The following is a 13,357-nucleotide window of genomic DNA, read 5'->3' as shown; positions in this document are numbered from 1 at the left end:
ATAAAGTTCCACTCTCTTCACCCTCCGCCTCCGCGCAAAGGCGAAGGTCTAGCAGGAGTGGCCCCTTTTTAATCCGGTGCTACCGTCCGATGAATGGCCCCTTTTATTGCCGGTGTTCTCAGGAAAGTGGTTTTCAAGGCCATGGCGGTTCAGGATCTGTGTCCGCGCGCCCGCAATTATCTGCGCCTCCGCCAATGTCGGAAATCGGGGCGGCGCGCCCTTCACGAACCGCAGACCAGACGGCATGATCGCCTCGACCGCGCGGCGTTCAGCCGCATCGCGCTTGGCTGTGGCTATATCACGCGCCAGCGACGGCGGGAGCAGATGCTGGGCCACATCCGCCAGCCACCGTCCCCGCTGGAACGAAAAGGTCGATGCGGCCTCCATCGCGACCAGGTGACGATAGAGATCTAGGTTTCCGGCAGCGCGGCTGGCTGCTGCCAGGTCATGGCCGGACGCCAGCACGCAAAAGGCGCAAGACAGCCGGGTAGAACCATGGCAGCGATAGGCTTCATGGAGCGGCAGACCGTGCAGGTCGTGGCTGCCAAAGACCTGCTGTTCCGTCCAGTTGACAAGCGGATGCCAGGTGATCATCCGCGTGCCTGCCTTGTTTCCGGGCTTGACAAAGCGCGGGTCGCGCCGGGATATGGGCGTATGGCGGGGTGCGGCGCTTTCGGCCCGCCGCAGGCCGAGAACCGAGACGATAGTCTCACCCCGGTAGCGGCGCGCAAGCTCGGGACCGATCATCTGGGCCTTCAGTTCCGAGGTACAGAACCGGAGACTGGCCGAGGACCAGGGTCCGATCAGATGGTAAAGTTCGAGATTTTCGTAGCGGCGGCGTCCATTGGCAAAGCGCTGCTCCCAGCGCAAGACCATGTCGCCAGCACCGCGACGTACAACCACGAGCGGCAGGCCGAGATGTTCGGCTATCGTGACAACAGTGGCAGGCGTGGAGCGCCATTCGGCTCGGCCGAGATCGGCATGAATGGCGATGCGCCGCGCACGAGGATGTCCCAGTTGGTCCAGCAAGGTGGTCGTCGCCTCCGCAGCGGCCGTGGAATCCTTGCCGCCTGAAAGGTTGAAGGCAAACCAGGCACGGCCCGCGACCGCATCCAGAACCAGTTCATCGATTGCGACATCGGGGTCCGCGCCGGCCAATGCCCGGGCGAATGAAAACGGGATATTCACCGGTGCTTCTCCCCTGCGAAGTTCCGGGTCAGCTGACGTCCAGAAGAATGACAAGGGCCTGCCGGATCACATTGTCATCGCCGCCATTGACGATGACGATGTGTGAATTGGTGGTGGTGACCGCACTGGCGACGAGATCGAGCGGACGCTTGCGCAAGGGGTACTGAAATATCTGGCCGCGTTCGATCGTGACGAGATTGGTCCGCATCAGCCGCTTCAACCTGCGATGTTCGAGTTCGTGCGCCAGCAGATCCCCCACTTCGACCTCGAGATCATGTTCAAGCGTGAGCCCCTGAAAAGGGAGGATCGGACGGTTCGACTTGAGCCATGCGTTGACCTCGGCTTCGGTCCACTGCCCGATCTGGCGGTAGTGATCGCAGCCGCCCTGCCCCTGATTGCGGGCGTCGAAGGCACGTTCACCATCGATCCAGACTTCCGCAGAATAGGCGTTGGTCTCCTCCGACAATTTGGGATTGTGATTGATACGGCGCAGCTCGATTTTCATCGCGTCCTCCATCCTTGCCCCACTATTCAGGACACGCGCCGCGCCCCCCTTCCTTCCGGGTGATCGATCAGGCTGTAAGGAAGACGGCTGGCGGCCAACGGGCTTATCACGCAGGCGCGCCCTGCTATGATGGGCTTGCCGAGCGACTCGGATTGGCACCCACCGGGTGCTTCCGTTGCTTTGCTCGCCGGCTACAACGATGGGATATGCCATGCGAAATCTCGACAGCGAGGAGCAGGAGCTGCTGGAGCGCTCAATGCCGGACTTCCGACAGACGAGTTGATCGTGATGGTCCGCGATCTCGCTCAGGTCCTGACCAAGGAAGGGCTGGCCATCAGGGCACGCGTGGCCGAAACCGCCGCCGATCGGCTGGAGCAATTGAGCGCAGCACGCATAAATTGAATGCCGCCGCACAATGCAGGCCCCATGCTTGGCCTGCGGCGGTCCGCAGTTCGTTCGGGCTACCAGGGGAAAGTCGGCAATACATCGATCGCCGACGCATCGCAGTCGAACAGCAGATAGTCGCAGCCCAGCCCGCGGCCCAGCGCCATCGCGGCCAGCAATTCGTCCGGTATCGACAAACGATCCGCCCCCTCGACATCACGGGTCTGAATGAACCAGCCATAGTGGGTGGACGCGACGCCCAGCGGGCGGTTGGCCGGATCAAGCAATGCCCATTTGTCGAGCATTGCTGCAGTCTTCATCGACACATGCATCGTGCCGAGCACCAGATAGCGCCCGATTTCCAAGGCGATCTCCTTCCAGACTATGCAAAATCCATGTCCGCCCACCGCCCCTGCGGCAGCGGGCCGACAATGGATCGCTGAGTTCAGTTCACCTTTTCGAGCAGCTTGCGGGCCTTGCCCTCAAGTTCGAGCCTGCTGTCCTGATTGGTCTTCGTCCGGGCGTGCGCAGTGATCCCCTGCACGAAATCGTAGAGGCTCTCCGGCGGATGGCCTTCCTCGACCAGCACCGCCGTAATGATCTTCGATGTTTCAGCCTTGGAGAACCCGCGCTTGCGCAGGAAATCCTCGCGGTCATCATCCTTGCGGGCGACGATCCGCTCGCGCGCCTGCTTGATGCCGTCAACGAAACTGCGCGGCGATGAGTCGGCAAAATGTTCGAGCGCGGGCGCGGCTTCATGGGCGAAGCGGTTGGCCGCGAATTTCGAGTGGCGGATATTGATTTCCTCGAAATTCTCGACGCCCCACAGGTTTCGGTTCATGCACACAGCGCGCAGGTAAAAGGTCGCGATTCCAAGGGACTTGGAGCCGACTTCGGAGTTCCAGCAGTAGAAGCCCCGGAAGTAAAGATCGGGCTCGCCATTGGGGAGCTTGCCCGCCTCGATCGGATGAGTGTCGTCCACCAAGAACAGGAAGACATCGCGATCGGACGCATAGAGCGTCGTCGTCTCCATGCTGACATCGACATGCGGATTGTAGACCATGCTGCCCCAGTCGAGCACGCCCGGCACTTTCCAGCGCGTGTCACCGACGCCATTCCCAGCGATCCGCATGACGGCGCTGACCAGTTCGTGATCCCAGATCCTGCCATAATCTGGACCAGTCACTGCGCGCAGCTCGGTGCGGCCATCGTCGGTCTGGAGGAGTTTGACCTGCTCGCCGCGATGCGAAAGCAGCCCGTGCTGCATATTGATCCCGGCGAGCGCGGCGGGCAATGTGCGCAGGTAGGATGCGGGCGCACCGACCAGGCTGGCGAGTTGCCCGAACGACCAGTTGGTGGGCGCAATCGGGCGATCGTCGCCGGGCACGATCAGCGAGAGCCGCTCCGGATTGTCACTGCGCGCCTCGACCCGCACCGCCCTGCTTTCGACGATGCGGGTGATGGCCCGGTCGGCCCGCCTGCGAACGCTGTCGTGCAGCTCGGTAAGCGAGAGGAAGCGTTCGTCATCGGGCCGGGAGAACCATTCGGAGGAAACCCGGCTGACATTGCGGCCACGGGAGATATCGACACGATAACCGCCGCTCACGGGAAGCTCTTGGGAGGAATGGGCGTGAGAAGGACGATCGAGAACGGGGGCAAGACTGGCCATAAAACTGCTCCTGGATGCTGGACGAAGGGAGAGCCGGTGCGTCGCCACATCCGCGCTCGCCCTTCCCCGCCCCCTTCCTTCCGCCGACCGGGTGCCGGGCGGTATCCGGTCGGCATGGGGTGCGCGACCGATTGGTGCAGGGCTTTCGCCAACACTCCACTCAGGCGGCAGTGGGTAGCCATTCATAAAGCAAATGGGCATCGGGATCGCGTTCGTGCCCGTTGGCGATCCGCACCAGACGCCCATCGCAGGCGAAACCGGATGCACGGGGGAAATCGAGATAGATCTTTCCCTCGAAGACCATGTCAGCCGAGCGCACCGCCATGACCTTGCGGGTGGCGCCAAGCGCGCGGTGCCCTTCGGGCGCGGCGATGAGCTTCAGGGTATCGCCGGGCTTCAGCCGCCGCTTGAACGCAGCCAGCGATATCAGCGCCTCAACCGGGTTGGCGGGTCCACGCCGTGCCGCCAGTGCGGCCCAGTAGGCGCGGCCAATGCGCACTTCATTGTAGAAGGAAACCGCCATGAAATCCTGGTAGAAGTTGGAGCGGGTAAAGCCGAACCGTTCGATCTGATCGCCCAGCATCTCCTCGAACGCGCGCCGGTGGGTCTCATCGGTCAGGTCTGCGGGTCCATCAAGCAGTTCGACAATGACCTTGCGGCCACCGGCAAAACTTTCGCCGCGCACCGAGAAGGTCGCACCGATAACATGAACGCCTAGATGACGTTCGATCCGAGCGCACAACGCGGGCAGCGCCTCGCCCTGGCAGAAGAGGTCTCCTTCATAGTGAAAATTGCCGCGATCATCGTGCGGCGTCTGGCTGTAGAGGCGCGCGGGCGCACTCACCGGCAAAGCCTGTGTCATGGTGTTTTCCTCTAATTTTCGAGAAGTCAGGCGAGACGCGCGGCGACCCAGTCCCAATAGCCAAGCCTGGTGTCATCGTTGGCAACTTCGGCCTGCCAGTCGGCAACCGGGTGATCGGGATGCTCGGCCCATGGATCGTTCATCGGGAGATCAATGCTCATCAGATAATTCCTCCCTCGATCGCGCGGGAGAGTGCTTCGCCGGTGGTCTCGATCTCGATGCGATCGGCGAAGACCGTGCACCATCCGCCACCGAATTCGGATCGTCGTGGGCGTGAGCAACTGAAACTCCATTCGAACCCTATGGCTGCCTGACGCAATGTGCCTTGGCAGCAATGCCGGATCAGCCCGCCAAGCGCACCGGGCTGGAAGTCGGTCATGCTCCACAAGGAAATGATGCTGACGCCGGGCTGATCGAGCGTGTTTCCGCCTTCGAACTCGACCCCGAAATTCGGGAAATCGGAATCATCGAAGATGGCGAGAAAACCGCTCCATGGGTCGTCCGGCGCTGTCGGCGGAAATGCTGCCAGAAATTCCGGCGTGGGGCCAGGCGGGGGCCTTCCATCCTGAAGATCATAGCTCGCCTGGAAGGCTTCCTCGACAAGGGCCATTTCCGCATGGCTACAGGTGAAGGCAAAACTGCCCTGCACATAATTATCAGCCATGACAGGCCTCGCATCCTGGGGCCGAAGGTTCACTGTCCTCCGCAATCACGAATGGCGGCGGGGTGAACTTGGCGGAAGAAAACCAGCTCTCCACCGCCTCAAGCGAACCAAGACTGCGATATCCGGACTGCGTGAGAACGACCTCGTCAAGCTCGGTCGTATCGTACTGTGCGGTGGGCATCTCCCCTGTAAAAATCACCCGCTCAGGTCCAAATGCGCCGGCACAACTTGCCGAGGAGCGCACGAACGGGAGGGCGTGCTGTTCGCAAAAGCTTTCGGCCTCCTGGAAAATGCCGCCGGACAATTCACAGGCGAAGGCTTCGAGGGTTTCGCCGTCGCGGATGGACGCATCGTCAAAAGCCTCACCTTCCCAGTCGGCACGGCCGCCATCCCGGTCGATAGCGGCGATGAGGTCCGGAATGCATGATCGCGGGATGACACCACCGATTATGATGGAAGCACTGGCTCTATCAGCCATCGTCGTTCTCCTTGGAAATTGGGGGACCACTCGTCACCGCCATCTCCGCCTCAAACCCTCCCCTTTTCGCCTGCTAAATTTTTAGGCGATGTCCTGATGGCCCAGTCGAGGACGCAAATCAGGGGTCGAACGGATGGGGGAGCGAAGTCCGATCTTCGTGAGCGCAGACAGGCAATGTCCGATGCGTATCAGTCCCCAGCGGCAGCCACGCCGATCAGGTGGCGAAGCTTGGACCAAGCCAAATCTTCGCCTGCACGCAGCCCCCTATTGAGACCCTGGCCGTAAAGTTTGTAAGCGGCCGCCGTTACATCGGGGTCAGCGCTCCTCGGCAGCAGCGTGATGAACTGGCCTTCATCGTCGAGCAGTTCGAACACGTCACCGCACGATGACAGGTTTGTGATCGCGATGCGTGCGCTGCTTCCCAGCTGTTCGAGATCGGCGTTGAAACTCCCGACAAACAACGAGTCGAGGATGGGGCCGTAGGCCATGGGCATTCTCCGAGAGACGCCGCCAGATCACCTGGCAGCGCTCCTGATCTTCCCACTTCCCTCCCGGTGCGATGAGATAGAGCTCATACTATCTGACGCCGCGCAGGCTAAAGCCGGAGTGAACCCCGCAAGCCAGCATCGAGCTGGGTGCCACAAACTGCGGGCAACCAGATAGGCGGCCATAATTGCAATGGTTGCCTGTCGCTGGTGCCGAAATCAGATCAGCTGGTGCAAGGCGGCATCACAGCGACAGGTGTCCCAGAACTTCAGGCAAGAGCTGGTCGATCGCCCGCGCGATATCGTCCTCCTCCAGTCCGAATGTTCCGTCGAGGGCAAGGCGCGCAAATCCGTGCACGGTGGACCAGCAGGCAATCGAAGGGGCCAGACGCGGATCGCCATGTTCCAGCGGTTCGGCATTCTCACCGCGCACCAGACTGTCGAGCGCAGCAAAGGCCTGGTCACCGGCACGGCAATAGCCTTCGTCCGCCGCCTCCAGCAGCGGCACCCGCCACATCAGGTCGAACCGTGCCCGCTGATCGACCGCAAACCGCACGTAGGCCTTGCCTTGCGCCCGGATCCGCAGGCTCCGGTCGATCCCGGCATCGCTGCTGGCAGCCTGCAACCGGGCCGCCAGATCCTCAAACGCCAGCGTTGCGATCGCTGTGAGCAAGGCGCGGGTATCGCGGAAATGATGCTTGGGCGCGGCTGGCGAAACCCCGGCGCGTCTCGCGGTTTCCCGCAGGCTGAACCCTTCGACACCCCGCTCCGCAAGCAACCCCTCGGCTGCTGCGAGCAACGCCGAGCGCAGATCGCCATGATGGTATCCGCGCGCCGTCTTGACACTGTTTAGATTGATCGTCATACGCTATCTTTGCACTGTATAGATAGTTGGAGCAAGTCCTGTGGATCCACATATGGCATTCGGAACGGCGGGCGCACTGGCGATGCTGGGTTGGCTGGGGCTGCTCATCTCGCTCTTCGCTCCGCAGCTCCGCGGCGGTGCCACCGCAACGGCACGCTTCCTCATTCCGGCGCTGATCGGCATCGCCTATGTCGTCCTGCTCATGCAGGGCTGGGGCAAGGCGCCCGGCGCGGGTTTCGGGTCCATCGAGCAGGTCCGCGCCCTGTTCTCGGTCGATGCGTCACTTGCCGCCGGCTGGCTCCACTATCTCGCCTTCGATCTCTTCATCGGCAGCTGGATCGTGACCGACGGGCTGGAGCTTGGCGTGCGCCGCCTGCTGCTGGTTCCCTGTCTGGTCCTGACCTTCCTGTTCGGTCCTGCCGGACTGTTACTCTATCTCAGCCTGAGGCTTGTGACACCACGGAAGGCCGGGTGATGTCGGCGCAGGCCCGCCCCGCCCGATTGCTCACCGAACTGCTCGGTCGGCAGCGAGAGCTGACCATATTCGGCCTGACGCTTCTTGCCCTTCTGGTTCCGGCCATGGTCGCCACTGAGGTCGACCCGCGTCTGCTCGACGGAGTCAGCGTCTGGGCCAAGCCGTCCAAGTTCCTCTTCTCCATCGCCGTCCACGTGCTGACATTCGCCTGGTTCATGGGTTATGTCGCTCCTGAGCAACGGCAGTTACCAATGATGCGTCAAGCCGTTGGCGTGTTGATCGCCGCCAACAGTTTCGAGCTGGCCTGGATCGGCTGGCAGGCCGCGCATGGCCTGCAATCGCATTTCAACAACGACACGCCCTTTTATGCCGTCATGTACGCGTTGATGGGATTTTCGGTGCTGCTCATCATCGCCGCGAACCTGCCGCTGGCAAGAGCCATCTGGCGGCATCCGGTTGCGAACCTTGATACCGGCTTTCGTATGGCCGTCATCATCGGCCTGTTGCTTACACTTGTGCTCGGCGGAGGCTTTGGCATCTATATGAGCCAGCAGCCGAGCCATGCTGTGGGCGCGGTCAGCGGGCATTTTCCGATATTCGGCTGGAATCGCCTGGGCGGCGATCTGCGCGTGGGACATTTCTTCGGCATCCACGCCGAGCAGGCCATTCCGCTGCTCGCCCTGGCGATATCGGGAGTGCCGCAGCCGATGCGGAGGCTACTCATCCTCACAGGATCGGCGGTCTACACAGCGCTGACCGTGGCGGCATTCGTGCAAGCCTTGTCCGCCAGGCCATTTCTGGCCTGATTGAGTCCCTGTCCTGAGGGCAGCGTTTCGGCAGGCACCGCGAAGCTAAGGGCAACCGCACCGTAATAATCCCGGCCAGGGCCGATCAGCCAATGGCAGGAAGCGAGAAAGCCATCCGTACCATGATCCGGGTCGACATCAACGCGGTGTCGAACGCATCGCCCATATCGCCACTATCCCCGAGGCAAGCCCGGCGTTGCTTCGTACCGGAGAGCAGTTCGATCAGCAGATCCTCGTCGTGCGACAGTACTTCGCCGCAGGCTGTTCGCATCGGACGGCGCAGCGCAATCTCATAAAAATGCATCAAACTGTCGATGACCGGCGCCAATATGCCGCAGCCCTCCTGCGCGAGCGAGACGAACAGATGGGGCTGGATCGCCACCCCCATATCCCGCGCCTCGCGCCAGCGGCGAGCGGCATTGACGATGATCGACAGGACAGCGACCGAGCCGCTGGCCAACGGTAGCGATACATAAGTCAATGCGCGCACTCCTGACGACTCGCTCATTATTGCGAATCGTTCGCAACTATTGCCGGGTGGTATGATGTTCGGCAAGCGGTTTGCGCTGGCGGGTGAAGCTGGAACGGCAGAGCGGTGCTCTTCCCCTATGCTCATGCCCGCCCCTCGGTCGCCGCCGCCAATACGGCTGACAGAACGCCCTCAGCGCGGTCGATCGGCACAAATATCCGCGTCGTATAGGCAATGACTTCGGTGAAGCATCCCCGCGCTTTCAGCCATTCCCGGTCCTGGGGCTGCGCGCTGCGCAGTTCGAGACGGCGGCTGTTGTTGACGAAGACCGAAACCAGGCGGACGCCTTCCAGGCCAGGAACGGGCACACCATCATCGCTGCGCGCCGCCGCGATCAGCTCGGCAGGCGTCAACCGGACCGAGGCCGCAAGTCCGAATTCAGCTTGAAGCTTTTCGACAGCCGCAGGCATGACTATGCGGCCAAGCAGCGCTTCCCCGGTGCCATCGGCGATACGCCAGACCCGAACATCGTCGGCCGGCAGCTTGTGCCAAACCGGCAGCAGCAGCCCGGTCGCCACGCTGATCGTTTCCACATCAAGCGTGGACGATGCCTGTACGATTTCGGCCTCCCAGTTCTTGCGGAAATCCTCGCGGTCGATGGGCTTCCAATGGGTGGTCCAGAGGGCGCCAAGCGACATTCGTTCGCTACCCGCCGGGCGGACCAGTTGGCACATCGGCACCGGTCTGCCCTCATCATCGGTAACCGACCAGGATGGGACGCGTAGCGCCACCCGGCCGGACCGTCCGTTGCGCAGAAATGCGATATCATCGGTGCCTTCCCAGATATGCATCAGGCGGGTCCAGGACGTCGTCCATGGCCGCATATGCAATTCCAGGCGGAGTAGCCGGGTTTCGGCGCCAGTGAGTGGATCGGTTCGCAATATCTGATCGGACAGCGGGATAATCCGCTCGGCGCGAATCGTCTCGACGCCCATGTCGAGCGTACCTGCCTCGCGCGCCGCATCAACCCGGGCCTGGATGAGACCGATATATTCCTCGAAGATCGCGTTCTGCGTGGCGATGCGCAGGGCCAGAATGCGATTGAGCCAGCGTTGGATCGGCGGCAGACGTTCGAGCAGCCCGCCGCCCTGATCATCCACCAGCTTGAGACCGGTCATCACCTGGAAATGGTCAACCGTCGTGCTGGCCAGCTTGCCGGCATGGAGCAAGTGATACCACTGGGTCAGCGCTTCCTTGGCATAGTCGCTTTCGAGATTGTCGGCCGGATCGAACAGGTTCTGGCCGCCCGTCTGACGTTGCCCGCGGGTAAGCGCACCCAGACTGTCGAGACGGCGGGCGATGGTGCTGATGAAACGCCGCTCCCCCTTGCAGTCGGTAGTGACCGGGCGGAACACCGGCGGGCTTGCCTGGTTGGTGCGGTGCGTGCGCCCCAGACCCTGGATCGCGGTCGCGGCCTTCCAGCCCGGCTCGAGCAGGAAGTGGATCCGGCGTTTAGCTGCGCTCCCACAGCCGAGATCGGCATGATAGGATCGTCCGGTGCCGCCCGCGTCGGAAAAGGCGAGGATCGGTTTGCGTCCCGCCATGAAATCGTCGCTGTCGGCCTTGCGGGCGCCTGGCCCACGCGGTTCCAGCTTCTGGTTACCACGCGGGTCGAGCACGATACGCCGGGTACGACCGGTCACTTCGGCAACCTGATCACTGCCGAAATGGGCAATCAATGCATCGAGCGCGGCCGGGATCGGCGGCATGCCGCAGAGCTGTTCCACCAGTCCATCACGGGCCGAAAGCGCCTCCTGGCAGTGAACCGGCTGGCCCGCCTCATCGATCATCATCTCCGAGCGCATCGTCCCGTCGCTCGCCCGGAACGCGCGCAGCTGCCGGGTCGGAAAGGCATTTTTGAGAAAATCGATCATCGTATCGAGAGGTGAGACGTCAACGGCCAAGTGCGCGCGTTCCTGCGCCGAGAGGCTGGCCAAGCGCCGGTCAAGGATAGCCGCCGCCGTGGTGACGAGCTGGACAACGGCGACATGGCCCCTGGCCAGTTCCTCCTCGACCGAGCGGATCAGGCTCGGCATCTTCATCGCGACCAGAACCTGACTGAAGAAGCGCTGTTTGGCACTTTCGAATTTGGACAGGGCGGAGCCCTTGGCCTGGGCGTTGAGCGTGTCGCCCGACATCCGGTCGAGAATATTGGCCGCCTTCATCGCCTCGTTGAGATTGCGGTGAATGATCGCCCAGGCATCGGCATAGGCGTCGTAGATGCCGATCTGATCCAGCGTCAGCTTGTGCTCGAGCGCCTCATATTCGACGCCCGCAAAGCTCAGCGCCCGCGCCGTATAAAGCCCCATGGCTTTCAGATCGCGAGCAACGATCTCCATCGCCGCGATCCCGCCATTATCCATCGCCGCCATGAACGCAGCCCGGTCGCGGAACGCCGTGCCCGGGCCCCACAGGCCAAGGCGGGAAGTATAGCAAAGATTGGCGGGGTCGGTTGCGCCGGTCGCCGAGACATAAAGTACGCGCGCGCGGGGCAGCGCATGTTGCAGCCGGACACCCGCCAGCCCTTGTTCGGAGCCTTTGGCCGTGCCGAACTCGGTATCGGTCCCCGCAGCATTGGCGAGCGCATGCGCCTCGTCGAACACCAGCATGCCGTCAAAATCATCGCCCAGCCAGGCACGGATCTGCTGCAGCCGCGATGCCTCGTCGTGGCGCGACGACCGCAGCGTTGCATAAGTGAGAAAAAGGATACCGCTGGTCATGCCGACAGGTTGCCCGAGCGGGAAGGCGTCGAGCGGCTGGATGTCGATGGGCAGCCCGCCAAGCGCGGCCCAGTCGCGGCGTGCATCCTCGACCAGCCCGGCGCTTGCCGAAATCCACACCGCCTTGTGGCGTCCCCGATTCCATTGATCGAGGATGCAGGCGGCGACCTCGCGTCCCTTGCCGACACCGGTGCCGTCGCCGATGAAGAAGCCGGTGCGGTAGACATCGCCCTCAGGCGTCTCGGCAAGCTGATCGCCCGCATCGTTGGGCAGGAAGCTACCGGGCAGGTCTCGCGCAAAGGCCTCGCCGGCATGGATCAGGGTTTCAAGCTGGGCGTCGGACAGCGCGGCCAATGCGCGGTCTTGCAGCATTGGCCGGTAGTTGGGCACAGGCGGCAGGACCGAGGCCATGGCAACCGATTCCACCAGCTGGTCGGGATGAGCTTTTGCACCTTCGATCGCAATGCGCGCGAGCCGCCAGGGGACATAGATGCCGATGGGGTCGCCTGCGGGCAGCGGAGTTTCCCGGACGATATAGTCGAGCAAACGCGGAACATCATCGATGCGCGGCTCGCGTTTGGGCGCCAGGATACGCGACCCCGACAGTTTTGCGAATAGCGGCGCAGGTGACATTGCTGTGACTGGACGCCCACGAACCTGCACCGTGGCAGGTGCTGGCGGCGACGGGTCTGACAGGCTCAGCCGCGGCGGCAGACCGAGCACGATAGGCAGTGCTGCTTCGATCTCGGGTACGGCGTGGCGCGCGGTCTGTCCCGTCCAGCCCTTGTCGTAGATCAGCAACCGGACCACGATGCTGGTGCCGTGCTTGGCGTAGGGATTACCAAGGATCGTGATTTCTGCTCGCGGCGGGACGACTTCGGCAACCGTTGCATAGCCAGCCGCACCGCTGCCATCGGCGGCGAAACCGGGCGGCATGATTGCAACGCAGCGCCCGCCTTGTGCCAGGCGCAGCAGCGCGGAGCGCAGATGCCGCGCCCCGGCATGGCGGTCGCGTCCCCGCCCCTCGCTACGGCTGAACGGCGGGTTGATCAGGACGACGCTTGGGGCAAGGCCGGGTGGCAACTTGTCGTGAATGAACTCGGCGTCGTGGGTGGTGACATCATGGCTGAGCGCCAGACCCAGCAGCGCCGCACGCTGGTCGTCGCGTTCGTTGAGCAGCAGACGAGCACCTGCCGTTGCAGCATGGACGGCGAGCATCCCCGTGCCCGCCGATGGTTCGAGAACGAGGTCCGGCGGACTGATCCGGGCGGCACGAGCGGCAAGCCAGGCCAGCACCAAAGGCGTACTGAACTGCTGCAGATCGACCTGACGTTCAGAGCGGTAGGTCTGCGTCGGCAAAGTGCTCTGGAAGGCGAGTAGTGCGGCGAATATCTCGTCTGGATCAGTCCTCTGCCCGACCGGCCCATCCTCGCGGCCCAGCAACAGTACCTGCGCGGTTTCCAGCGCGTCATAGGCATCGCGCATCGACCAGGCGCCATCGGCGTCGGACGCCCCGAATGTCGCCGACATCTGTCGGTTCAGAAACTGTCGCGTGACGCCGCCCGCATGACCAAGCGCGGCGGCGACGTTCCGGGCGACACAATGGAGCTTTCCTGCCTTGCTGTCGTCAGCAAGGAATTCAGGTGCGGCGAGTTTGAGCAGCGGCAGGTTCATGGGGCGCTATCCTTGGGAGGTCGGGCGGCCATCCGCCCCGTCGCCAATCGCCC

At 62.8% G+C, this 13,357-nt stretch carries 15 protein-coding genes; 3 read left to right on the top strand and 12 right to left on the bottom strand.

The annotated features are described in order from the left end of the window. Positions 1-48: 48 nt before the first annotated feature. Positions 49-1,188, bottom strand: coding sequence for a phosphoadenosine phosphosulfate reductase family protein (locus tag Q0D44_RS02395; protein WP_294131777.1), 1,140 nt, complete (start codon positions 1,186-1,188; stop codon positions 49-51). Positions 1,189-1,216: 28 nt separating this feature from the next. After that, positions 1,217-1,693: a hypothetical protein gene (locus tag Q0D44_RS02390; protein WP_294131775.1), complete on the bottom strand. Its 477-nt coding sequence runs from the start codon at positions 1,691-1,693 to the stop codon at positions 1,217-1,219. 126 nt (positions 1,694-1,819) lie between these two features. Here Q0D44_RS02390 and Q0D44_RS02385 point away from each other — a divergent pair, with 126 nt between their 5' ends. After that, positions 1,820-2,095: a hypothetical protein gene (locus Q0D44_RS02385; protein WP_294131772.1), complete on the top strand. Its 276-nt coding sequence runs from the start codon at positions 1,820-1,822 to the stop codon at positions 2,093-2,095. A 59-nt stretch (positions 2,096-2,154) separates the two neighbouring features. On the opposite strand, the gene Q0D44_RS02380 is transcribed toward Q0D44_RS02385, so the two are convergent. The 8 genes from Q0D44_RS02380 to Q0D44_RS02345 all read right to left on the bottom strand — a co-directional run bounded on the left by Q0D44_RS02380 (position 2,155) and on the right by Q0D44_RS02345 (position 7,100). After that, entirely contained in the window at positions 2,155-2,442 is a 288-nt protein-coding gene (locus Q0D44_RS02380) for a hypothetical protein (protein WP_294131770.1), read from the bottom strand. An 80-nt stretch (positions 2,443-2,522) separates the two neighbouring features. Beyond that, positions 2,523-3,746, bottom strand: a complete 1,224-nt coding sequence (locus tag Q0D44_RS02375) for a DUF932 domain-containing protein (protein WP_294131768.1) — start codon at positions 3,744-3,746, stop codon at positions 2,523-2,525. Between the two features lie 160 nt (positions 3,747-3,906). After that, complete coding sequence (locus Q0D44_RS02370) at positions 3,907-4,608, bottom strand: hypothetical protein (protein ID WP_294131766.1); 702 nt, start codon at positions 4,606-4,608, stop codon at positions 3,907-3,909. Positions 4,609-4,634: 26 nt separating this feature from the next. Next, complete coding sequence (locus Q0D44_RS02365) at positions 4,635-4,769, bottom strand: hypothetical protein (RefSeq protein WP_294131763.1); 135 nt, start codon at positions 4,767-4,769, stop codon at positions 4,635-4,637. Continuing rightward, on the bottom strand, positions 4,769-5,257 hold the full coding sequence (locus Q0D44_RS02360) for a hypothetical protein (RefSeq protein ID WP_294131760.1): 489 nt from the start codon (positions 5,255-5,257) through the stop codon (positions 4,769-4,771). The genes Q0D44_RS02365 and Q0D44_RS02360 overlap by 1 nt, the downstream gene beginning before the upstream one ends. A 7-nt stretch (positions 5,258-5,264) precedes the next feature. Continuing rightward, positions 5,265-5,750 (bottom strand): hypothetical protein, encoded by a 486-nt coding sequence (locus Q0D44_RS02355; protein WP_294131757.1) that lies wholly within the window; start codon positions 5,748-5,750, stop codon positions 5,265-5,267. 188 nt (positions 5,751-5,938) lie between these two features. Next, the gene (locus tag Q0D44_RS02350) at positions 5,939-6,238 is read right to left on the bottom strand and encodes a hypothetical protein (protein WP_294131752.1); all 300 of its coding nucleotides are present in this window, start codon (positions 6,236-6,238) and stop codon (positions 5,939-5,941) included. Positions 6,239-6,479: 241 nt separating this feature from the next. Next, positions 6,480-7,100 carry a TetR/AcrR family transcriptional regulator gene (locus Q0D44_RS02345; protein WP_294131749.1) on the bottom strand — a complete coding sequence of 207 codons (621 nt, stop codon included), beginning with the start codon at positions 7,098-7,100 and terminating at the stop codon, positions 6,480-6,482. Between the two features lie 52 nt (positions 7,101-7,152). Here Q0D44_RS02345 and Q0D44_RS02340 point away from each other — a divergent pair, with 52 nt between their 5' ends. Together Q0D44_RS02340 and Q0D44_RS02335 are read left to right on the top strand one after the other, a co-directional pair. Further along, positions 7,153-7,575 carry an ABA4-like family protein gene (locus tag Q0D44_RS02340; protein WP_294131746.1) on the top strand — a complete coding sequence of 141 codons (423 nt, stop codon included), beginning with the start codon at positions 7,153-7,155 and terminating at the stop codon, positions 7,573-7,575. Beyond that, the gene (locus Q0D44_RS02335; protein ID WP_294131743.1) at positions 7,575-8,381 is read left to right on the top strand and encodes a hypothetical protein; all 807 of its coding nucleotides are present in this window, start codon (positions 7,575-7,577) and stop codon (positions 8,379-8,381) included. Before Q0D44_RS02340 ends, Q0D44_RS02335 begins: the two co-directional genes overlap by 1 nt. A gap of 85 nt (positions 8,382-8,466) precedes the next feature. On the opposite strand, the gene Q0D44_RS02330 is transcribed toward Q0D44_RS02335, so the two are convergent. Together Q0D44_RS02330 and Q0D44_RS02325 are read right to left on the bottom strand one after the other, a co-directional pair. After that, entirely contained in the window at positions 8,467-8,862 is a 396-nt protein-coding gene (locus Q0D44_RS02330; RefSeq protein ID WP_294131741.1) for a hypothetical protein, read from the bottom strand. Positions 8,863-8,993: 131 nt separating this feature from the next. Next, on the bottom strand, positions 8,994-13,304 hold the full coding sequence (locus Q0D44_RS02325) for a strawberry notch family protein (RefSeq protein ID WP_294131739.1): 4,311 nt from the start codon (positions 13,302-13,304) through the stop codon (positions 8,994-8,996). Between the last annotated feature and the right edge of the window lie 53 nt (positions 13,305-13,357).

The sequence above is a fragment of the Sphingobium sp. genome, from assembly GCA_023266575.1.
Lineage (GTDB): Bacteria > Pseudomonadota > Alphaproteobacteria > Sphingomonadales > Sphingomonadaceae > Sphingobium.
This window is presented reverse-complemented; position numbering and strand designations above follow the sequence as displayed.

What these genes read in the sequence shown, in the direction of transcription:
- Q0D44_RS02350 (WP_294131752.1), bottom strand. Translation starts at nt 6,238, where the DNA reads ATGGCCTACGGCCCCATCCTCGACTCGTTGTTTGTCGGGAGTTTCAAC.
- Q0D44_RS02355 (WP_294131757.1), bottom strand. Translation starts at nt 5,750, where the DNA reads ATGGCTGATAGAGCCAGTGCTTCCATCATAATCGGTGGTGTCATCCCG.
- Q0D44_RS02365 (WP_294131763.1), bottom strand. Translation starts at nt 4,769, where the DNA reads ATGAGCATTGATCTCCCGATGAACGATCCATGGGCCGAGCATCCCGAT.
- Q0D44_RS02375 (WP_294131768.1), bottom strand. Translation starts at nt 3,746, where the DNA reads ATGGCCAGTCTTGCCCCCGTTCTCGATCGTCCTTCTCACGCCCATTCC.
- Q0D44_RS02390 (WP_294131775.1), bottom strand. Translation starts at nt 1,693, where the DNA reads ATGAAAATCGAGCTGCGCCGTATCAATCACAATCCCAAATTGTCGGAG.
- Q0D44_RS02345 (WP_294131749.1), bottom strand. Translation starts at nt 7,100, where the DNA reads ATGACGATCAATCTAAACAGTGTCAAGACGGCGCGCGGATACCATCAT.
- Q0D44_RS02325 (WP_294131739.1), bottom strand. Translation starts at nt 13,304, where the DNA reads ATGAACCTGCCGCTGCTCAAACTCGCCGCACCTGAATTCCTTGCTGAC.
- Q0D44_RS02340 (WP_294131746.1), top strand. Translation starts at nt 7,153, where the DNA reads ATGGCATTCGGAACGGCGGGCGCACTGGCGATGCTGGGTTGGCTGGGG.
- Q0D44_RS02385 (WP_294131772.1), top strand. Translation starts at nt 1,820, where the DNA reads ATGATGGGCTTGCCGAGCGACTCGGATTGGCACCCACCGGGTGCTTCC.
- Q0D44_RS02335 (WP_294131743.1), top strand. Translation starts at nt 7,575, where the DNA reads ATGTCGGCGCAGGCCCGCCCCGCCCGATTGCTCACCGAACTGCTCGGT.
- Q0D44_RS02370 (WP_294131766.1), bottom strand. Translation starts at nt 4,608, where the DNA reads ATGACACAGGCTTTGCCGGTGAGTGCGCCCGCGCGCCTCTACAGCCAG.